General features: G+C 72.8%; 11 protein-coding genes. 6 read left to right on the forward strand and 5 right to left on the reverse strand.

Annotated elements, in window-relative coordinates; genetic code table 11:
- The first annotated feature begins 80 nt into the window (after nt 1–80).
- Genes ACYQ77_RS14695 through ACYQ77_RS14705 form a run of 3 tightly spaced genes read left to right on the forward strand, consistent with a single transcriptional unit; the run spans nt 81 to nt 2,473 of the window.
- On the forward strand, nt 81–713 hold the full coding sequence (locus tag ACYQ77_RS14695; RefSeq protein ID WP_459711393.1) for a hypothetical protein: 633 nt from the start codon (nt 81–83) through the stop codon (nt 711–713).
- 51 nt (nt 714–764) lie between these two features.
- Nucleotides 765–1,460: a HEAT repeat domain-containing protein gene (locus ACYQ77_RS14700; protein WP_459711921.1), complete on the forward strand. Its 696-nt coding sequence runs from the start codon at nt 765–767 to the stop codon at nt 1,458–1,460.
- Nucleotides 1,454–2,473, forward strand: a complete 1,020-nt coding sequence (locus ACYQ77_RS14705) for a MerR family transcriptional regulator (protein WP_459711394.1) — start codon at nt 1,454–1,456, stop codon at nt 2,471–2,473. Before ACYQ77_RS14700 ends, ACYQ77_RS14705 begins: the two co-directional genes overlap by 7 nt.
- A 38-nt stretch (nt 2,474–2,511) precedes the next feature.
- Here ACYQ77_RS14705 and ACYQ77_RS14710 read toward each other — a convergent pair whose 3' ends face one another.
- The 4 genes from ACYQ77_RS14710 to ACYQ77_RS14725 all read right to left on the reverse strand — a co-directional run bounded on the left by ACYQ77_RS14710 (nt 2,512) and on the right by ACYQ77_RS14725 (nt 17,096).
- The gene (locus ACYQ77_RS14710; protein WP_459711396.1) at nt 2,512–3,693 is read right to left on the reverse strand and encodes an FG-GAP-like repeat-containing protein; all 1,182 of its coding nucleotides are present in this window, start codon (nt 3,691–3,693) and stop codon (nt 2,512–2,514) included.
- 11 nt (nt 3,694–3,704) lie between these two features.
- Nucleotides 3,705–5,015, reverse strand: coding sequence for a peptidoglycan DD-metalloendopeptidase family protein (locus ACYQ77_RS14715; protein WP_459711398.1), 1,311 nt, complete (start codon nt 5,013–5,015; stop codon nt 3,705–3,707).
- 176 nt (nt 5,016–5,191) lie between these two features.
- Entirely contained in the window at nt 5,192–7,414 is a 2,223-nt protein-coding gene (locus ACYQ77_RS14720) for a PLL family lectin (protein ID WP_459711400.1), read from the reverse strand.
- A gap of 67 nt (nt 7,415–7,481) precedes the next feature.
- Nucleotides 7,482–17,096: an RHS repeat-associated core domain-containing protein gene (locus tag ACYQ77_RS14725; RefSeq protein WP_459711402.1), complete on the reverse strand. Its 9,615-nt coding sequence runs from the start codon at nt 17,094–17,096 to the stop codon at nt 7,482–7,484.
- A gap of 122 nt (nt 17,097–17,218) precedes the next feature.
- Between ACYQ77_RS14725 and ACYQ77_RS14730 the strand changes: the two genes are divergently transcribed.
- The 3 genes from ACYQ77_RS14730 (at nt 17,219) to ACYQ77_RS14740 (ending at nt 19,469) form a co-directional block, all read left to right on the forward strand.
- Complete coding sequence (locus ACYQ77_RS14730) at nt 17,219–18,241, forward strand: putative sugar O-methyltransferase (protein WP_459711405.1); 1,023 nt, start codon at nt 17,219–17,221, stop codon at nt 18,239–18,241.
- A gap of 120 nt (nt 18,242–18,361) precedes the next feature.
- Nucleotides 18,362–18,583, forward strand: a complete 222-nt coding sequence (locus ACYQ77_RS14735) for a hypothetical protein (protein ID WP_459711408.1) — start codon at nt 18,362–18,364, stop codon at nt 18,581–18,583.
- Nucleotides 18,584–18,656: 73 nt separating this feature from the next.
- A complete protein-coding gene (locus ACYQ77_RS14740) occupies nt 18,657–19,469 on the forward strand; it encodes a M15 family metallopeptidase (protein ID WP_459711923.1) in 813 nt (270 codons plus the stop codon).
- A gap of 4 nt (nt 19,470–19,473) precedes the next feature.
- Here the strand turns inward: ACYQ77_RS14740 and ACYQ77_RS14745 are convergent, their stop codons facing one another.
- Nucleotides 19,474–20,400, reverse strand: coding sequence for an MBL fold metallo-hydrolase (locus ACYQ77_RS14745; RefSeq protein ID WP_459711410.1), 927 nt, complete (start codon nt 20,398–20,400; stop codon nt 19,474–19,476).
- Nucleotides 20,401–20,542 lie beyond the last annotated feature (142 nt).

A 20,542-nucleotide genomic window follows, 5' to 3' on the forward strand; every position in this document is an offset into this window, starting at 1 on the left:
ATCCAAGCGCCACCGACCCCGCCGAGCTCGAACGGAGCGGAAACGCGGCGGGCGGTCGCCGGGGCCCGTAGGGTCGGGCCGTGCAGCCTGCCGTTCCCGCGTCCGACGCCGTGTGGTCCCGCTACGGTGACCGGCGCCATCTGGTGTTCCTCCTCACCGGGGTGCTGGTGTTCGCCGGGCTGACAGCGCTCGGGGTCAGTGCGATCAGCGGCTTCGCGGGCGGTGTCGAGCGGGTGATCGGCGGGACCATCACCGGCTTCTTCGCGGTCTGCCTCCTCTTCTGCGGCTACGCCGCCGCGGTGTTCCCCTCCCGGCGCCACCGGCTGCCCGCCGTGGCCGTCGATGCCGCCGGGATCTGGTGGTGCCGCGACCGGCACGCGACCCTCGTCCCGTGGCCCGGGATCGCGGGTGTCGGGATCGGCTACCTCACGGCACCCGCCGCCGCGGTCGCCGCCGGGTCTTCCTCCGGGCGGCGCAGGAACCTCGCGCTGGACGTGTTCCTCCCGCACGTACCGGACCTGCCCGCGCTGCGCACCTGGTCGGTGACCGAACCCCCGCCGCGGCCCGGGCTGCCCGCCGCGCGGTTGCGCTTCGTGCTGCCCGCCGGGCGGGACGGGCACGACCTGCGCGCCGCCGTCGCCCGCCACGCCCCCGGGTTGTGGGTGGGCGAGTACGAGCGGGCGTGGACGCGGCTCGGCGCGCTCGAGACGTGACGCCGGGCTTGACCTTGACACGGTGACAACGTGTCCACTGGAGCGCGGGAGGTGGTCCCGATCAACACGACACACGGAACCCCGCAGATCACGAACGCCCTGACCGCGACGGACCCGTCGATCCGGCTCAAGGCGGCACTGGCGGCCGGCTCGCACCCCGACCCCGGCCTGCTGGAGACGCTCGTCGAGCGGTGCGCCGTCGAGCCGGACTTCTTCGTGCGGGACATGCTGTCCTGGGCGCTGACCCGGCTCCCCCCGGAGCTCACCCTGCCGCGGGTCCGCCGCGAGCTCACCGCCGAGCGGCCGCAGGCCCGCAGCCAGGCGTTGCACACGCTGTCCAAGATCGGCGACCGGCGCGCCTGGTCCTGGCTCACGCGCGACATGCTCCGCGACGCCGACGACGGGGTCGCGCGGACCGCGTGGCGCGTCGCCGTCGCGTTCGTGCCCGACGACCGGAAGGAGGCGCTGGTGGCCGAGCTGGTCACCCAGCTCGGCCGGGGCGGCCGGGACGTGCGGCTGAGCCTGAGCCGGGCCCTCGTCGACCTCGGCGCGGTGATCGAGCCCGCGCTGGAGAAGGCCGCGGCGCACCCCGACCCGGCCGTGGCCGCGCACGCCCGTGCCACCGCGCTGCTCCTGGCGGACCCGGAGGCCGGGTTCGACGCGGCCGTCGAGGAGGCGAACCGCGTCGTCACGCTCGGCCCGGAGCGGGCCGCGGCGGCCGCGGCCGCCGAGGCGGCGGCGTGCTGATCGGCGACGTGGCCCGCCAGTCGGGGGTCAGCACCCGGATGCTGCGGCACTACGACGCCCTCGGTCTGGTGCGGCCCACCGGCCGCACCGCCGGGGGCTACCGCGAGTACTCTCCCGACGACATCCGCCGGATCTTCCACGTGGAGAGCCTGCGGTCGCTCGGGCTGTCGCTCAAACAGATCGGCCGCGCGCTCGACGACCCGTCGTTCACGCCGGACGCCCTGGTCAGCGACCTCATCCGGTGGGCGGAGGACCGCCTGGCGCGCGAACAGGAGCTGCTCGAGCGGCTCCGCGCGATCGACGCGTCGGCGCCGTCGGGCTGGCAGGGCGTCCTGCGCATCGTCGAACTCATGCAGGGCCTCAACTCGGCCAGCGCGGCACGCAGGCAGCAGGCCGTGCTGACCCGGCAGGAGGGTGCGCCGGTGCCCGCCGAGGTGCTGGCCGGGGCGGTCCTCGCCGAGGCCGACCCCAACGTCGCTGGCGCGCTGCGCTGGGCGCTCGCCAGGGCGGGCGGCGACGGTGTCGCGGCGCTGGCCGCGGGCGCGGGCTCGGCGGACGTCGAGGTCCGGCGGCGCGCGGTGGTGGCGATCGCCGAGATGGCCGACGCGCCCGGCGCCACCGAGGTGCTCGCGGACGTGCTCGGCGACGAGGACGCGACCGTGCGCGGGCGCGCCGCGCTGGCGCTGGGCAGGCGGGGTGTGACCGCGGCCGTGCCGGTGCTCGTCGGCATGGTGGTCGCGGGCACCGGCGACGTCGACGCGGCGGAGGTCCTCGGCACGCTGGCCGCGGACCCGGGCCACGCGGAGCGGATCGTGACCGCGCTGGCCGCCGAACTCGCCGCGCACCCCGGCGACGCCGCGGTGCGGATCCGCCTGACGCAGGCGCTGGTCGAGCTGCCGGGGACCACCGCGGCGGCGGTCCTGCGCGGCCTGACCGACGACGAGGACCGCGCCGTCGCCCTCATCGCCTCGGCCTTCGTCGGCGTGCTCGACCAACGGTCCACCGAGGGCTGACGGCGCTCCCGGCCGAGCCGGGAGCGCCGTCGGTCCGGTCAGTTCGCCGCGAGGGTCCAGCCGCTCCAGCCGACCCCGATCTCCGTGCCGGCACCGAGGGTGCCCGTGCCGGTGCCGAGCCACTGCAGCAGCTTGTCGTCCGACGCGCGGATCGCCAGCAGGTCTGCCCTGCCGTCACCGTTGACGTCCATCGCGGTCATCTGCCGGAAGGCGTTCCACCCCGTGCCGACCTGTCTCGCGGTGGCGTACGAACCGGTGCCACGGGCCCAGTAGTACAGCTGACCGAGGCCGTTGGTGGCCCAGATGTCGCCGTCACCGTCCCCGTCGGCGTCCGCGGCGACGTGCCTGCCGAGGCCCGCCCAGCCGCTGCTGACGTGGTAGCGGACCGCGAACCGGCCGCCGCCCTTGCCGATGTAGAGGTACATCTGGCCGCCGTCACGGCCGAGGATGTCGGTCTTGTCGTCGCCGTTGACGTCCGCGAACGCGGCCCACTCCATCGCCGACCAGCCGCCGCCGACCCGCAGCACACCGTTGAACGTGCCGTCACCCCGGTTGTTCCAGTAGTACAGCGCGTCCCCGCCCACGGCCCACAGGTCGGCGTGGCCGTCGGCGTTGGAGTCGTTGACACCCATCCACCGGTAGCCGTCCCAGCCGGGGCCGAGCCGCGTCGGCGTGGTCAGGTCGCCGCCGGGCTGTCCACGGTAGACGAACGCGACACCGGACGGGTCGACGCCGACCGCGTCGTCGTAGAGGTCGCCGTTGACGCTCTTCGCCGCGCGCCTCGGCGGCGCGGAGATCCCGGTCGCCGCCCGCGCCTGCGACATGTACCGCAGGTAGGTGTCGTTGTTGTAGGTGGCCCACGGTGTCCAGTCGTCACCGCCGTCGGAGATGCGGTAGGCGGCACGGGCGTTGCACGCCGCGTCGTACGCGCAGGCGTCGGTGACCTCGTCGTGCCAGTAGTCGTTGATCTGCCACAGGCCCCGGTCGACGGACGCGGGCGGACCGTCGTTGTAGCCCGTGGCCTTCGGGTCGCACCCCGACTCGGCCATCGCGACCGCGACCGCCGTCACCAGGTTCTCCCCGGCGAACCCGGCCGCGCGACCGACCGAGACGCACAGGTCGATGTCGCCCGCCGCCTGTGCGGGCGCGGCGAACGTGACGCACGCGGCGGCCAGCGCGGCCGCGGTCACGGCGGGCACCAGCCCGCGCCTTGTCCACATCGGACGCCTCATCAGTTCGCCGCCAGCGTCCAGCCGGTCCAGCCGAAGCCGATCTCCACGCCGGCACCGAACGTGCCCGCGCCGGTCCCGAGCCACCGCAACAGCTTGTTGTCCGACGTGCGGATGGCGAGCAGGTCGGCCTTGGCGTCGCCGTTGATGTCCATCGACGTCACCTGGCGGAAGCCGTTCCAGCCGGAGCCGACCTGTTTCGCGGTGGCGTAGCCGGAGGTCGTGCGCTGCCAGTAGAACAGCTCGCCGAGGCTGTTGGTGGCCCAGATGTCGCCGTCGCCGTCCGCGTCCGCGTCGGCCGCCGTGTGCCGGGCGAGACCGGACCAGCCGCCGCTGACCGTGACCCGCGTGGTGAACGCCCCGTTGCCCTTGCCGACGTAGAGGTACATGTAGCCGCCGTCGCGGGCGAGGATGTCGGTCTTGTTGTCCCCGTTGACATCGGCGAACGCGATGTACTCGAACGCCGACCAGCCCGCGCCGACGTCGACGCCGGAGGTGAACGTGCCGTCGCCGTGGTTGCCCCAGTACTTCAGCGTGCCGCCCGCGACCGCCCACAGGTCGGCCCAGCCATCGCCGTTGGAGTCGTTGACCCCCATCCACGTCATGGCGCCCCAGCCGGGACCGAGGCGCAGGCTGGTGGTGAAGTCGCCGTCCGCGGTGCCGCGGTAGAGGTAGGCGACGCCGTCGGGGTTGACGCCGACCGCGTCGTCGAAGCGGTCGCCGTTGACGCTCTTGGCCGGTTTCGCCGGGGTGCCGCCGCCCCCGCAGTTCTTGGAGGTGACGTAGCCCTCCGGGTACGGGAAGCGGACGCCGTCGAAGTTCGCGGGCCGGATGCCGTCCGGCCACGACGAGCCGAGGCGCACCTCGTAGTGCAGGTGCGGGCCGATGTTGTTGCCGGGCTTCGAGGTGTTGCCGACCCACCCGATCAGCTGGCCCTGCGCGACCGTCTGGCCCGCGCTGACGGCCATGTCCTTGAGGTGGGCGTAGTAGGTGTTGTAGCCGGTGCTGCCGTGGCTGATCTTGACGAGGTTGCCGTACCCGTTGGCGTCGCCCTGGTCCGCGGCGGTCACCACGGTGCCCGCGGCGGCCGCGAGTACCGGCATGCCCTCGTCGTCACCGCGGTTGAAGTCGATCTCCCACGGGGTTTCGTGCGCGCTGCTGTCCGGGTTGTTGCCGAGCCAGGTCTGCCCGCACGGGAACGGCAACTGGAACAGCGGTTCCGCCGCCTGCGCCGGGACGGCGAACCCGACCGACGCCGTGGTGATCACGACCACGGTCGTCGCGAGTCTCGCCCAGAACGGTCGTTGCCTCATCCTGTACCTCCTCAGTGGATGAACCGGGTCGATCCAGGACGCTAGCCACGTGCCGCACATTTCCCGTCCGTCCGGCGCACATCAGGAAACCCTTGCGCCACAACGAGATCATGGGCCGCACGCACGCGCGGGCACCGGGCGCGGCGGTGCTCGCCGAACCCGGTGCCCGCGCGGGATCAGCGCTGCGGCAGGGACTGCTCCGCCATGGCGAACCCCTCGTACTTGCGCACGATGCGGGGCGTGCCGTTGACGCCGCGGTACACGAGGATCCAGAACTGGCCGCCTGCCGAGGTGATCAGCCCGAAGGCCGGGTCGACGACGGTGGGCACGTCCGTCCCGGTCCAGCCCTCGTACGGCGCGAAGGTCTCGCTGCCGGCCGCGTTCTCACCCCACATGGCCACCTGGCCCGCGTCGTCGCGGGTGGCGATGAGGGTGCGGCCGTCGACCGGGTCGATGACGGCCGCCGGGGCGCCGGTCACGCCGGTCTGACCGGTGGGCGTCCACGCGGCGGGGAACACGCCCGCGGCGTCCTGCTTCTTCATCACCACGGAACCGTCCTGCGCCCGCGCGAACAGGCCGACGCGGTAGCCCGGGTAGGTCACGGCCGCCGGGGTGTCGGCGAGCGCGCCGCCGAGGTCGGTCCACGGGCCGACGCTGCGGTCCTCGCGGAACACCAGCGACTTCACGGTGCCTGCCGCGGTCCGCGCGAACACCTGCACGCCGTCGCGGACCACGGCGGTGGCCGGGGTGCCGACGAGGTCCTGGTCGCCGAGGTCGCGCCAGTACGGCGTGGTGCCCTCGCGGAGGAACGCCCACAGCTTGCCGTCGGCGTCGACCGCGAACAGCACGGTGGTGCCGTCGGCGAGGTCCGCCCCGGCGGGCGCGAACGCCATCGACCCGCCGAGGTCGGTGAACGCGGTCCACGTCGGCGCCGCCGATTTCGTCTGCGTGCTGGCCCAGACGTCGCCGCCGTCGCCGTACTGCGCCGACACCTCCACGGTGCCCGCGGTGCCGTGGGTCAGTGCGGGCGGCCCGGAGAACGCCTCGTTGCCGGAGATCGTCTGGTACTGCACGTCGAACAGGTTGCCGGGCAGGGCCTGGTGCGCGACGACGACCTTGCCGAGGTTGTCGACGAACGCGTACTCGACGGACGCCTCGCTCTGGCCGGGCTGCACCTTCGCCTGCAGCACCCGGATCGGCGTGTTCTGCACGGTCGGGATCACGGTCTGCGGCTCGGAGAACCAGCCCTCCAGGTCGATGTAGACGTAGGCGGACGCGGTGCCGTAGTTCTTGATCCGCACCTTGCCGCCGGTGCCCGGCTTGACGATCACCGAGGCGCGGTGGTGGGTGCCCGGGGCGTACTCGGTGTGCGCGACCCCCGGTTCGACGCCGCCCGTCGACCACGCCCGCAGCGCGCCGCGTGCGGTGCCGCCGCCGGCCTGCATGCTGAGCGCGGCGCCCGCGATCCCCCGCGTCGGCAACCCGTTCGCGCCGCCGACCTGGACGTCGATCACCCCGTTCGCGGCGACGGTGCCGCCGAAGAGGCGCGCGGTGACCGGCCGCAACCCGGCGCCGGCGGTGGCGGTCTTCGCGAAGTACCCCATGATGTCGACCAGCAGGTGCGCGGCCGCCGGGCCCTTGTTGGTGAACGTGACGCGCGTGTCGGTGGTCAGCGGGACGGCCGCGCCGCTGGCCGCGTAGATCCCGTCCTCGAAGTGGACGACCGCCGCGGCCCCCGCCGCCACCCCGGTCGGCGCCGCGGTGAACGACCCGCTCGCGGTGCCGGGCGGGACCGTCAGCTCGACGAACGCCGCCGACGCCCCGGCGGGCACCCCGCCCGCCGCGAGGTCCACCGTGCGGGAGCCACCCGCCGGGATGATCGTCGTGGCCGTGGTGTCCAGCACGCGCCGCTGCGTCACGGGCACGAACCCGCCGTAGGAGCCGCCGGTGGAGGTGGTGAAGTACCCCTGCACGTCGACGACCACGTGCAGTTCGCCGTAGCGGTTGTACAGGGAGATCTGCCCGTTCGTCCCCGGTCGCACGACCGCCGTGTTGGACAGCGACTCCCCCGTCCCGACGTTGACCATCGACACGTCGGGCCGCGTCGTCCCCGCCGGGTAGGCGGTGAGCCACGTGCCGAGCGAGGGCTGCACCGCGAGGATGCGGATCAGCACCGCGCTCACCCCGGTGGCCGGGACACCGCCCACCCCGACGGCGGTGAAGGACGTCGTCGACGCGGCCTTGAGCTTGGCGCCGCTGCGCGTGTCCCAGATGGTGCGCGCCGTGCTGAACGGCACGAAGTCCCCTCCGCGCGACGCGGCGTCCGCGTGCGCGACCGGCTTGCCGACGGGCGCCACCACCACCGCGAGCGCCGCCGCGAGCGCGGCCAGCGCGGCCATCAGGCGTGAACGTCTCCACCGTGTCTCGGTTTCCACCATCGGTGTCCCTTCTCCAACGTGGGTTCGATCAGTCGTCGAAGCGGTTGATGACACGCTTCACGGCCTTGCGGATGGGTTTCATCGCTGCCTTCACGCCCACCTTCGCCGCCACGCCCAGGCCGACGCCCAACATCATCAGTTCCGCGCCGGGCGCGCCGTCGTGGAGGCTTTCCAGCGCCTCGTCGGAGTTGTCGGCGATCTCGACGTACTTCTCGCCCCGCTCGGCCATGTCGTCCACCAGCTCCGACAACTTCACGTGGTAGTTCGGGCAGCGGGGACCCCCGGTGCACTGGGTGATGTCCTTCGTGCTCCGGATCTGGTGCACCGGGCACCGGGCGAGCGGGTCGTCGTTGTGGGTGAGCAGATCGCTGCCGCCGACGACGACGTAGTAGGTGTGGAGGCGGTCGACCGTCAGGTTGTAGACCTGCCGGTGCTCGCTCCACTCCCGCGTGCGCACCACGGTCGCGGAGCGGTGGTCCGCCGTCTCGAAGCGGTAGCCCGGTGCCAGGTCTCCCGCCTCGACCCAGCGGCCCAGGTTCGCCACCCACATCGGGTGCCCCTGCGTCGCGGTGAGCTTGCCCGTCCCGGTCGTGATCTCGACCAGGTCCTTGGGCCCGTTCCCGACGATCACGCCGGTCACCCGCTGGGCCTCCGTGCGCCCGGTCGTCGGATCCGTGGCGAGCACGCGTTCGCCCGGCCGCACCTCGTCGATGCGTTTGGTGCTGCCGTCGGCCATCCGCACCCGCGTACCGCCGGTGAAGCTGTTCGACTTCACGCAGCTCGCGACCTTGTCGGTCAGCCTGCGGCCGGTGCGGACGACGTCCGCCGCGTCGTCGGCGTGGCGGGCGGCGAGGGAAGCGGCCCTGGCGGCACGTACGGCGCCGCCGCCCGCGCCGCCGAGGAGGTAGCCGCCGACGGTGGCCGCCGTCCACGCGCACGCCTCGAGGTCGCCCTTGGTGACGCACGCGACCAGGTCCGTCACGCCGGACATGTCCGCCGCGACCTTCAGCGCCGCCTTGACGTACGGGGCCGCGGCCTGCGCGAGGTCGGCCACCGTGTCCACGGCCTTGGAGACGTTCTCCACCACGGCGCCCGCCGTGTCGACCGCCTTCTGGTACACCGCCGTGGCGCTCTTGACCGTGTCGGCCACGACGTCCCGCGTCGCGGTGACGACCTTGGCCGGCAGGTGGGCGGCCGAGGACACCAGCTTCTTCGACGCGGACAGCACGGGTTTCGCCGCGGCGAGCACGGCCTTGACGGGACTGTGCCGGGCGGCGAACGCGGCCGCTTTCTGCGCGGCGCGCGTCACCTGTTTCGCCTTGGCGATGGCGGCCTTGCGGGCCTGTTCCGCCTTGCGGGCGGTCCAGTTCACCGTCTGCCTGACCTTCTTCTTGGTGTACGAGTACGCCTTCTTGCCGCCCTTCGCGAGCCACTTGGCGCCCTTGCTGACGTGGCGGCCGATCGACTTCAGGCCCTTCGACACGTGCTTGCCGACCCACTTCACGGCCGACTTCGCCTTCTTCGCGACCCACTTGGCGCCACTGGCGACCTTGCTCGCCGTCCACGTCACGGCGCTCCACGCGGTGTGCGCGAACCACGAGATGCCGCTCGACACGTACGACGACACCGTGGACACCGCCGACGACACGGTCGACACCACGCTGGAGACCGCGTTCGACACCGCGTTCTTGATCTTGTTGAAGACACCCCAGTTGCCGGTCGGGTCCGTGACGTTCAGGGGGTCGGCGTTGCCGTAGGTGTAGCGGTTGGCGAGCACCGCGTCGCCGCCCGGGTGGTCGACCGTGTCGCGGGCGGTGAACGACCCGGTCCTCGGGTCGTACCAGCGGGCGCCCATGTTGACCTGGCCGGTGCCCTCGTCGGTCCAGTCGCCCTGGAAGCCGACGTTCCCGGTGTCCCCCGCCCGGTCGGTGACCTGGCCGAACGGGTCGTACGCGGTGGAGTCGGACAACCCGCTGAGCGCGGTGTCGCCGGGGGCGAACGCGCCGACGACGTCACCGTGCTCGTCGCCCAGCGCCAGCGCGGGACCGCCCGCGTCGGCGACCGCGAGCAGGTCGTCCTCGGGGCCGCGGGCGAACTTCTCGGTGCCGTCGGCGACCACCTCGCCGGACAGCCCGGCGTAGGTGAACAGGCTGCCGCCCGTGGACATCAGCCGGTTCAGGCCGTCGTAGACGTAGGTCTGGCCGAGCGCGCCGACCATCCGGTCGAACGCGTCGAACGTGAACCGTTCGGTCAACCCCGAGCTGGTCCGGGACGCCCGCGTGCCGCGCGCGGTGTGGGTGTAGGTGTAGTCGCCGTCCGACAGCAGGCGGTTCCGCTCGTCGTAGGTGGCGGTCTTGTCGCCGGTGCGGGTGCGGTTGCCCGCCGCGTCCCACGCGTACTCGACCGTCCCCTTCGGACCGGTCCACGACGTGAGCCTGCCCGCGAGGTCGTAGCCGTAGGTGTGCTCGCCCGCGCCGGCCGTGCCGGTGGTGGTCTTGCCGGTGATCTGGTTGTTGGCGTTGTACCGGTACGCCACCGACATCACGGTGCCGCCCGCGGCGTTGCGCAGCACGTCGGAGGTGGTGCGGCCCAGCTCGTCGTGGCCGAACGCGCGTACCCTGCCCGCCCCGTAGTCCACAGTGGACAACAGGCCCGCGGTGTCGTAGCCGTACCGCTGCACCGTGCCGGTCAGCCCGTCGGCCACCGTCGCGAGCCGCCCGTTCGTGTAGCTGAACGTGGCGGTGCCCGCGGCGTCCTTGCGGGACAGCACGTTCCCGTCGGCGTCGTAGGCGTAGTCGGCGGCGCCACCGGGGCCGCGCGCGGTGAGCAGGTTGCCCCGGTCGTCGTAGGTGTAGGTGTTCGCGCCGCCCGGCGCGTTCACCGACACGATCCGGTCGGCGAGGTCGTAGGCGAGCGTGCGGGTGCCGGTGGCGGCCTCCGCGCCCGCGCCGGTCTCCGTGGTGAGCCGCCCGGCCGCGTCGAACGTGGCGGCGCGGGTCACGCCGCCCGGCGCGCGGTAGGACACCGGGTTGCCGCCGGTGTCGTACGCCACCGTCCAGGTCCGGTCGGCGAGGTCCGGGTGCGCCGCGGTGGCCGGCTCGGTCATCGTCTCGGGCAGGCCGAGGGAGTTGTACGAGTAGAGGAAGCTGTTGCCGCGGCCGTTGGTGAGCCGCGTGCGCCTGCCTGCCGCGTCGTAGCCGAACGACGTGGTGATGGCCGAGGTGGCGGTGACCGGTTCGGTCTGGCTGACGAGCTGGTCGCCCGCGTCGTAGGTGTAGGTGGTGGTGACGCCGAGCCCGTCCGTCGCCGCCACCAGGTTGCCGTCCGGGTCGTAGGCGCCGCGGCGGGTCTGCTTCACCGAGCCGTCGGGCGCCAGCTCGTTGGTGGTGACGGGCCGCCCGGCGCCGTCGTACACGGTCTGCGTGGTGCGGCCGACGTGGTCGGCCCGCCGCACCACGCGGCCCGCCGGGTCGTACCCGTACTGCGTGGCCACGCCGTTCGGGTCGGTGACGCGGGTGACCTGGCCGAGCGTGTCGTAGGTGACGCGGGTGACCGCGCCGGACGGGGTGTCGGTGCGCACCGCGTTGCCCGCGTCGTCGTACACGACGGTCGTGGTGTGGTTGTTGGGCACCGGCCACCGCTCGACCTGGGTGGCGGTGACCGCGCGGTCGAGGTCGTCGTAGGTGGTCTCGGTGCGGGCGCCCGTCGGGTCCGTCGTGGACAGCGGGAGCCCGGTGCGGGTGTAGGTGTAGCGGGTGACGGCCCTGGTGTCGTTGGTGGTCGCGGGTTCGTCGAGGGTGACGAGCCTGCCGAGCTGGTCGTAGCCGTAGCGGGTGGCGTTGCCGCGCGGGTCGGTGACCTCGACGACGTTGCCGAGGCCGTCGTAGCGGGTGCGGGTGGTGGGCGTGACGGAGCCGCTCGCGCCGGGTGCGCGGTAGGCGGGCTCGACCTCGGTCACGGGCCTGCCGAGCCGGTCGTAGGTCCAGCTCCGGACGTTGCCCACCTCGTCGCGCACGGACGTCTGCTCGCCGAACGCGTTGTAGCCGTAGGTGGCGGTCGGCCGCACGGTCTGCGCCGTCCCGCCCGCCTCGGCCGCGACCGGGGCGCCCACGTCCCGGATCAGCTGCCCGGTCTCGTCGTAGGCGAACGTCGTGGTGTACGCGGCCGGGTCCGCGCCAGCCACGTTCCCGCGCGGGTCCGTCGTGGACAGTTGAAGGCCGCGCTGGTCGTAGGTGGAGGTGGTGACGAGCGACTCGGTGCCCGTGGACACCGTCTCGCGGACGGCGTTGCCCGCGTCGTCGTAGACGTAGCTGACCACCTCGGGGGTGGTGGGCAGCGGCCACGGCACGTTCGACGGCTTGCCGGACCGGCTCACCCGCAGGACGTTGCCGCCCTGGTCGTAGGTGTAGTTCGTGGTGCGGGCGAGACCCGCCGGGTCCTCGACGGTGGTGACGAGGTCGCCGCCGCGGTCGAAGGTCTGGGTGAGGGTCTTGGTGCCGTTGCCGGTGACCTTCTTCACCGGGTTGCCCGCGGCGTCGTAGGTGTTCTCCTCCAGCACGAAGTCGCGCCTGGTGCCGTCGGCGTCGCGGAAGCCCTTCAGCACCACCTTCCACACGCGGTCGTCGCCGTAGTACCGGTACTCGATCCGGCGGCCCATGGCGTCGGTCGTGCTCGCGCGGCGGCCCGCCCAGTCGTAGGAGTGGGACTCCACCACCAGGTAGTCCTCGACGAGGCCGCCCTGGTCGTCGCCGCGGTAGGCGCGCAGGCGCACCTCGGCGAGCGCCTGCCGCGCGGTGTAGGCGTAGTCGTACCTGGTGCCCGCCGCGTCCACGGTGGACACGACGTTGCCGAACCGGTCGTAGGTGGCGGTGGTCTCGTTCCCCTCGGCGTCGACCACCCGGACCGGGCGGCCTGCCGCGTCGTACTCGGTGGTCGTGGTGCGGGTGGCGGCGCCGCCGAGCCTGTCGCGTTCCTCGACCTTCACCGGGTTGCCGTCGACGTCGTAGGTGGTGACCGTCTCCTGCTGGTGGCGCACCCCGGTCACCGCGTCGGTCGTCGCCGGCTCGGTGACCACGGTCGGCCGCGACAGCGCGTCGTAGGCGGTGGTCGTGGTGACGCCACCGGGGAAGCTGTCGGAGATCTCGGTCTCCGACACCTCCCTGCCGAGCGCGTCGTAGGTGAACGTGGTGACGAGCCCGCCCGGTTCGGTGGTCTGCGCGAGGTCGCCGTTCGGGTAGTACTGCCTGCGGGTCACCTTGCCGCGCGCGTCGGTGGTGGTGAGCAGCAGGCCCGGCGGGATCACCCCGCCGCCGACCGCGGGTTCGCCGCCCGTGCTGTAGGTGTGCCGCACGACCGCGCCGTCCGGCTCGGTCTGCGTCGCGAGGTCTCCGGTGGCGGTGTAGGTGTAGCTCGTGCGGTAGGTGGTGTCGCCGGCGCTCGCCGACCGCGCGTCCCTGGTCTCGACCGGCAGCTCGTTGCGCGGGTCGAACGGGTTCGTGACCGTCGCCGGGTAGGTGGTGTAGCTGGTCTGGCACGACCCGGCGGTGCGGCACGTGGTGCGGCTGGTGATGTTGCCGCGCGCGTCGTAGGTCATCCGCACGGCGTCGCCGTTCTCGTTGGTGACCGTGGCGAGCATGCCCGCGTCGTCGTACTCGTAGGTGCGGATGGCCATGCCGTCGAGCGGGTGCTCCACGAACACCGGCCCGCCGGAGCCGCCGGGGATGATCGTGCAGAACTTCGGGTCGCCGGGGTCGGGCGCCGTGCACTCCTCGACCTCCTCCGGCGGCGTGGGCGCCGGGTAGCCCGGCTGGTCCTCCTCCCGCAGCTCGAGCCCGAGCGGCAGACCGGACCGCAGCAACTGACCGGTGATCGCGTCGTACTCGTAGAGGTTGGGCCGGTTCGACGGGTCGTTGACCTGGACCGTGCGCAGCAGCTCGTCCGCGCCGCCGGACACGACCGGGGCGCCGATCTTCCAGGTGCCGCCGTCGCGGTCGGTGTAGGACGCGACGCGGTCCTGGCCCACGTCGTAGCTCGCCCGCAGGGCCACCGCGCCGCTGGGCAGCGCCACCTCCGCGAGCTGGTCGGCCGCCGTCGCGCCGTAGCTGTGGTGGGCGGCGACGGCGGCGGCGCCGAGCGGCCGCGAGTAGACGGCGACCTCGTCGATGGCGCCCGCGAAGTACCGGGTGGCCGCGCTCCCCCACTGCGGCCACGCCGTGGGGTTCGTGGCGGTGGCCGCGCCGAGCTGGTTGAACGTCAGCAGCGCGTGGTCGAGCGTGGCCGTCGTCTGTCCGATGCGGACACCGTCGAGGTACAGGGTCTGGGTGGTGCCCAGCGACGACAGCACGACGTGGTGCCACGCCCCGTCGTTGACGGCGAGCGGCGAGGTCATCGGCGCGACGGCCGCGGCGCCGAACTGGCCGCGCAGCTTGCCGTCCATGCCGACGTACAGCACCGGCACGCCACGGGTGGGCGCGGTGCCGAACGCCTTGTCCTGGTAGCCGAGCAGCGGTCCGCCGGTGCCGGTGGTGGTGGCCTTGAACCACAGTTCGACCGCGCCGTCCCGGGTCTTCTTCACCACGCCCTTCGGCAGGTCGACCCGCGAGGACGTGCCGTTGAAGGCCGCCGCCGTGCCGCCACCGCCCGCGAGCGCGCCCGCGGCGCCGAGCGTGACCGACGAGTAGGTGGCCGCGTCCGCGCCGAGGTTCACGGCGATCTCGCTGCCCGCGCCGGTGCCCTCGGCCTCGCCGAGCCGCCAGTACGACTCGGGTTTCGCGTCCAGCACGGCGCTGCGGTAGTGCGACCCGTCGGCGTAGGCGTACGTGGTGCAGGTGGCGTCCGGCGCGCACACCTTCGTCAGCACGTCGCCGTCGTAGGTGTAGTCCCACGCGGTGCCGAGATCGGTGGTCACCTTCGTGACGTGGTTGCCCGTCCACGTGAACCGCAGCGCGCGGCCCGCGGTGTTGGACTGCCCGTTGGACACCTGCGCCTTGGCGAGCTTGGCGCCGGTGCCGTAGGTGAGGAGGACCGAGCGCTTGGCGGCGTCGGTGATCTTCGTGAGGCGGCCGCCCGAGTCGAACGTGTAGACCACGCCGGCGCGGTCGGCGAGCGTCCACAGCCCGTTGGCCAGGGTGAGCGCGGCGGTGCGGGTCGACGGGGTGGCGAAGGTGCCGTCGGCGTTGCGGCCGAAGCGCACCGCCTGACCGTCCGGGTAGGACACCACGACGTTGCCGGAGCCGTCGTCGTCCTGCGTGAGGCGCATGTCGTAACGCGTGGTCCAGCCCGCGCCGAACGCGCCGTCGCGGCGCGGGTCGAGGCTGTTGTAGGTGCGCAGCAGGTTCAGCTCCGGGCCCACCGTGGTGACGGTGGCGTCGACGGCGACCGTGGACAGGTTGCCGGTCTGCGGGTCGTACTCGCGTTCCTGCGCGGCCTGTGCGGCGCCCGCGATCCGCGCGGTGATCTCCGGTTGCGGCACCTCGGCGAACACCGTCGAGTACGGCGACGCCACCTCGGTCGTGGCGTCCTTGACGAACACGCGCCAGAGGTATCCCTTGCCCCACACCATTCTCCCGTTCGGCGGCGCCCACGACTGGCCCGCCAGGTAGCCGGAGTTGGTGCAGCTCACCGGGTTCCCGCTCGCGTCGCGGTCGCAGACCTCGAACTTGTAGGTCAGCGCCGTGCCGGGGGGCGCGTCGACGTCGATGCCGCGGCCCCACAGCAGCGGGTTGAGCGTCGGCGCCTGGTAGCCGTTGGGCGGGTACAGCTCCTGCACGACCGGCGGCAGGTCGGTGATCTCCAGGACGATCCGCGCAGGCGCGACCTGGTGGTCGGTGAACACGATCCCGCCGGTGCGGACCATGGTGAAGTCGAGGAAGTACCGGCCGGGCGGCAGCGCCTTGATCGTGGCGGTCAGGGTGACGCGGGCGCCGCGGGCCACGGTCGTGGTCAGGTCGGCGGCGCGGAACTGCCCGACCGCCGCCCCGGTCGTGCGGTTGTAGGCGCGGTAGGCCAGGTAGTAGCCGCCGGGCGCCCACGCCTCGGCGCTCCGGTTGGTGACGGTGACCTTGACCTTGCCGTCCTGGTTCTGCAGCACGGGCGGGTCCGGCACCGGGTCCGGGATCGCGTACCCGGCGTTGTACGGGCTGTGGGTGACCCACAGCGTCGGCCGGTTGGCGCCCGCCGCGGTGCCCACGAACCGCTTGCCGCTCGTGGTGTCGGCGACGTTCCCGCGCAGCGACAGGCCGTTGTTCGCGGTGGTGCCGTCGACCCAGCCCTGCACGAGCCGGGTGCCGGCGTCGCCGAGGTCGAACAGCTCGGCGGCGGTGGGGCAGGCCGACTGCGACTGGCCCTGCGCGAAGTAGCCGTGCGAGAACGAGCGGGACGCGAGCGCGGGCCCGACGGCGGGGCCAGGGTAGGCGTAGCTGCCGGTCGGCGTCCACGCCCCGGTGACGGGGTGCACGGTGACCGGGCGGGCGGCGCAGGTCTGCGCGTGGAAGTTGACGAGCTGCAGCTGGGCGCCGTAGATGGTGTGGAACCGCAGGGTGTCGGTGAGCCCGGCGAACTTCAGGTAGGACGCGGTCGGCGCGCCGTCGACGTTGCCGACCTGCAGTTCGGAGCCGCCGCTCGTGGCGGTGCCGCCCCGGACGTACATGCCCGCGTCGGCGGCGCCGTCGGCCACCGGCAGCGACACGGTGGGGTCGACGCGGACGGGGTACCGGCGGGCGGGGTCGGTGAGCCAGGCGTCGTCGAGGGTGACGACGAGGGTGGTGCCGTCGAGGCGGTAGGTGACGGCGGTGGAGAGCGCGGCGGCCGCGTCGACCATGTCGCCGGGCGGGATCACGGCGCGGGTGGCGCCGTCGTTGCCGGTGAGGACCAGCTGTCCGGCGCGGAGCGCGGGTCGCAGGTCGGTGCGCAGGGGGAAGCGGAACTCGCGTGGTGCCGAGGAGTCGCGCAGGACGACGGTCTCCTTGACGCCGCCGGGTCTGGCCGTCAGCTCCAGGTCCACCCCCGGTCTGATGCCCGGGTAGGTGACGGTGGCGCCCGCGGCGGTGCCCGGCACGGGTCTCGCCCCGGCCAGCCCGTAGGCGACGCGGTGGTCGCCGAAGCGCATGGCGGCCAGTTCGGCGTCGTCGCCGCGGGCGGCGAACGCGAGGGACGCGGCGTTGGTGTGGTTGACCCAGCCGTCCGCTCCGGTCGTGAGCGTGGTGTCGATCGGCTGCCAGTCCCCGCGCGTGTCGCGGTAGTTGATGGGCGTGGCCGAGAACTCGGTGGTCTCGGTGCCGTCGGTGTTGGCGTAGGTCCGCCGGTGCGCGTCGCGGCGCTCGTGCCGCTCCCGGCTGGTCCGCCGGTCGAACCCGGTCCGGTGCACGGGTCCCGCCTCGACGGACGCCCGGTTCCCCGGCTCGGCGGCGACCGTGTTCGCCGGGAAGCGCGACCGGTAGGACCGCGGCAGGATCCGGTTGACCCGCCCGCGTTCGAGGTGCGGCTGCCCGGCGGCGGACCCCCACCGCTGGCCGGGCGCGTCCCGGTAGGGCACACCGGCGGCGCCCGCCGGGACGGGACCGGGGGCGACGTCGCCGACGAGCCCGGCGATGAGCGCGACCACCGCGGCGACGGCCAGGACGCGGGTGCGGGGGGATGACGACATGGTCCACCTCGAGCAGGGAGAGCCAGCACACGTCGAGCCAGCCGAGCGTCCCCGCCGCCTCTAACAACTCGCTAACACGACCGGCTACCCAAACCGGGCGCGACCCGGCACGATGTCGTGTCGTGACCGACTGGACCGGCATGACGAAGCGGCTGCTCGAGGGTGTGCGCGAGTGCGACCCGATCTACCGCCCGACGAACTTCTGGACGCCCGGACTGCGGGAGATCCTCGCCGACCTCGAACAACGCGGCCTGGAGAACTTCAAGTCCTGGCCGACGGCCGGCTGGTGGTTCTACCCGACCTACCACACGCCGCTGCCACCCAAGACGTTCGAGAAGACCTACAAGCTGGTGCTGAAGGAGAACCCGGCGCTGGACAAGGTCACGTGGATCCGCACGACGAACGGCTTCCACGAGGCGCGGCGCGACTTCGACGCCGCCCGCCTGACGTGGGACCAGTCGCGCTGGCCGTTCGACCTGGACGGCTTCGGCGAGAGCGCGGTCGGCCAGCCACCGCGGCACTACGCGCTGACGGACGAGGACTCCGTCCGGTGGGGCAAGCCGTACGTGAACTACCTGCTGTGCCTGGCCGCGCTGTCCCGCCACGTCGACCAGCCACCCAGCCGTTTCCTCGAGATCGGCGGCGGCTTCGGCGTACTCGGCGAGATCCTGCTCCGCCGCGACGACCAGGCCCGCTACGTCAACCTGGACATCCCGCCGCTGCTCACCGTGTCGTCGTACTACCTGACCACACTGTTCGGCGACCGCGTGCGCATCCCGGACGCCCTGGACGACGGCCCGGTCGAGCCGCCCACGTCCGCGTGCCTGCCCAACTGGCGGCTGCCGGACGTGCGCGGCCCGTTCGACGTGTTCGTCAACTCCTTCTCCTTCCAGGAGATGGAGCCGCACGTGGTCGACCACTACATCGGCATGGTGGCCGACCTCGGTGTCACGTATGTGGTGTCGCTGAACTCGCGCGAGGGCAAGCGCCGCGCCACCGAAGGCGCGGAGGGCGGCGTGCTGGACCCGGTCACGTCGGCCCGCATCACCGAGATGTTCAGCGAGCGCGGCTACACGGTGTGCGGCCGCTACGGCAGGCCCCTCATCTACAGCGCGGGCGAACTGGTGGTCCTCAAACGCACCTGACCTCCGACCGGCGTCGTGGCGCTCGGGGGTGGAGCTGTCCGTTCCGGCGTCGACTTCTGGCGCAGATTTGTCATGCCGCGGACCGCGATACGCGGCGGTCGACGGCCGCATACTTCGGACATGACGGCATGGGTGGTGGTGGCGGTCGTCGCGGCCGCGGTGGTGGTCGTGGCCGGGTTGCGGGTGCTCCTGCGGGACAAGTCGGACCGGCTCGCGCGGCGGGAGTTGCGGCGCCTGCGCTGGCGGGAGCGCAGCCCGAACCTGCGCGCCGCGCGTGAACACCGGTACGACATGATGATGGATCCGATGCCGGGCAAGCACCACCATCCGCACGGCCCGTGAATTCGCGGCCGCACTGGTGATCGGGGTGCCGCACGCAGCGGCGGCGGTTCCCGAGGCGGGTGGGGTGCGCGGCCTGCCCGTGTATAACAGTTCCGTGACCCGAACCTCCCGCCTCGGCGCCGCTGTCCTGGCCCTGCTCTCCTGCGTGGCGTTCGCCTCGCCCGCGTCCGCGCGTGGTGGCGAGCCCGACGCGCCACCCGGGTTCGTCGCGCTGAACGACGTCGATCCGACGATCCGGTACGACATCCGCTACTTCGGGCGGCACAACTTCGTCGGTGAGCGCATCGACGGGTACCGGCAGCCGCAGTGCATCCTCACGCGCCAGGCCGCGACCGCGCTGCGTGCCGCGCAACGCGTGCTGCTGCGGCAGGGTTACACGCTGAAGGTCTACGACTGCTACCGCCCGCAGCGTGCGGTCGACCACTTCGTCCGCTGGGCCAAGGACCTCGCCGACGAGCGGATGAAGGCCGAGTTCTACCCCAACGTCGACAAGTCGCGGTTGTTCGCCGACGGCTACATCGCGGAGAAGTCCGGGCACAGCCGCGGCAGCACCGTCGACCTCACGCTCGTCGCGCTGCCCGCCCGCCACCAGCGGCCCTACCACCCGGGCGAACCGCTGGTCGCCTGCTTCGCGCCGGTCGGCCAGCGGTTCCCCGACAACACCGTCGACATGGGCACGGGCTACGACTGCTTCGACCCGTTGTCCCACACCGACAACCCCGCCATCACCGGTGCCGCGCGCCACCACCGCGACCTGCTCCGCGCCACCATGGCGGACGCCGGGTTCCGCAACCTGCCCGAGGAGTGGTGGCACTTCACCCTGAACGACGAGCCCTTCCCCGGCACCTACTTCGACTTCCCCGTCAGCCGCGGCTCGCTGCACTGACGGCTCACCGGCAGGGCTCCTCGGACAGTTCCCGTGCCACGGCCTTGACGTTCTCCGCTGCCAGGCCCGGCAGGTCCGCGACCGGTGGGTAGCCGGGGTGAGCACGTTCCAGTTCGGCGACGATCGACGCCTCCTCGTCGGGGGTGACGGTCGTGCCGTGCGGTGATGCCGCGGTGGTGGCCGGGCGGACGAGCTCGCGGAACTCCTGGAGGTAGGCGCGTTGTTCGTCGATCAGGGCTCGGGCGGGGCCGGGCGTGCCGTGTCCGGGGTGGATGGTGCCGGCGTCGGGGAAGCGGGCGGCGAGCTGGTCGAGGATGTGCAGCCAGCCGCAGCTGTTGCCCTCGATGAGTGCGGGGGTGACTTCGCTGGTGGCGAGGTCTCCGGCGTACAGGTCGCCGGTGTCGGCGCGGTAGTAGACGGTGGCGGTGTCGGACTCGCCGTCGGTGAACGTGGCGGTGTCGAACCGCAGACCGCCGGCTTGTACGGGTGTGCCGTCGGGGAAGGTCCGGTCGGGGTAGGTCAGTTCGGTGGGGAAGCCGGGGTTCGCCGTGTGGGCCAGGGGGTAGAAGCCGCGTGGGTCCTCGCGCATGGCTGTGTCGGTGGAGCGGGAGGCGATGATCGGGGCGTGCGGGAACGCGTCGTGGAAGGCGCCCGCGCCGCCGACGTGGTCGGGGTGGGCGTGGGTGAGCAGGATCGCGGCGACGGGCCCGCCGGTCTTCCTGATCTCCGCGATCGCCCGCTGCGCGTCGGCCGGGGTGCGCAAGGTGTCGACGAGAACGAGACCGTCGGGCCCTGGGATCCAGTAGGTGTTGACCGAGCCCGGGTTCGGGGAGGCGAAGCGTCCCGGCTTCGCGGGTTCGGTGTCGTTCGCACAGCCCGCCACGGTCGCGGTCAGGCAGACAGCGGCGAGGAAACGTTGCAGTCGGTACATGTGCTGCTTTCGTCGTGGGCTCAACGGAAATCGCCGACGTGGGAATGTGCCCACCGCGGGAACGTGCAGGGCAGGCGCCCGGTCACCTTTCTGCACCGCGGCGTGGATCCGGGACTCGTCCCGCGTCCCGTCGCTGTCGAAG

The organism is Actinophytocola sp. KF-1 (assembly GCF_054661535.1).

Coding starts and splice junctions, on each gene's coding strand:
- ACYQ77_RS14710 (WP_459711396.1), bottom strand. CDS start 3,693: ATGTGGACAAGGCGCGGGCTGGTGCCCGCCGTGACCGCGGCCGCGCTG.
- ACYQ77_RS14715 (WP_459711398.1), bottom strand. CDS start 5,015: ATGAGGCAACGACCGTTCTGGGCGAGACTCGCGACGACCGTGGTCGTG.
- ACYQ77_RS14720 (WP_459711400.1), bottom strand. CDS start 7,414: ATGGCCGCGCTGGCCGCGCTCGCGGCGGCGCTCGCGGTGGTGGTGGCG.
- ACYQ77_RS14725 (WP_459711402.1), bottom strand. CDS start 17,096: ATGTCGTCATCCCCCCGCACCCGCGTCCTGGCCGTCGCCGCGGTGGTC.
- ACYQ77_RS14735 (WP_459711408.1), top strand. CDS start 18,362: ATGACGGCATGGGTGGTGGTGGCGGTCGTCGCGGCCGCGGTGGTGGTC.
- ACYQ77_RS14745 (WP_459711410.1), bottom strand. CDS start 20,400: ATGTACCGACTGCAACGTTTCCTCGCCGCTGTCTGCCTGACCGCGACC.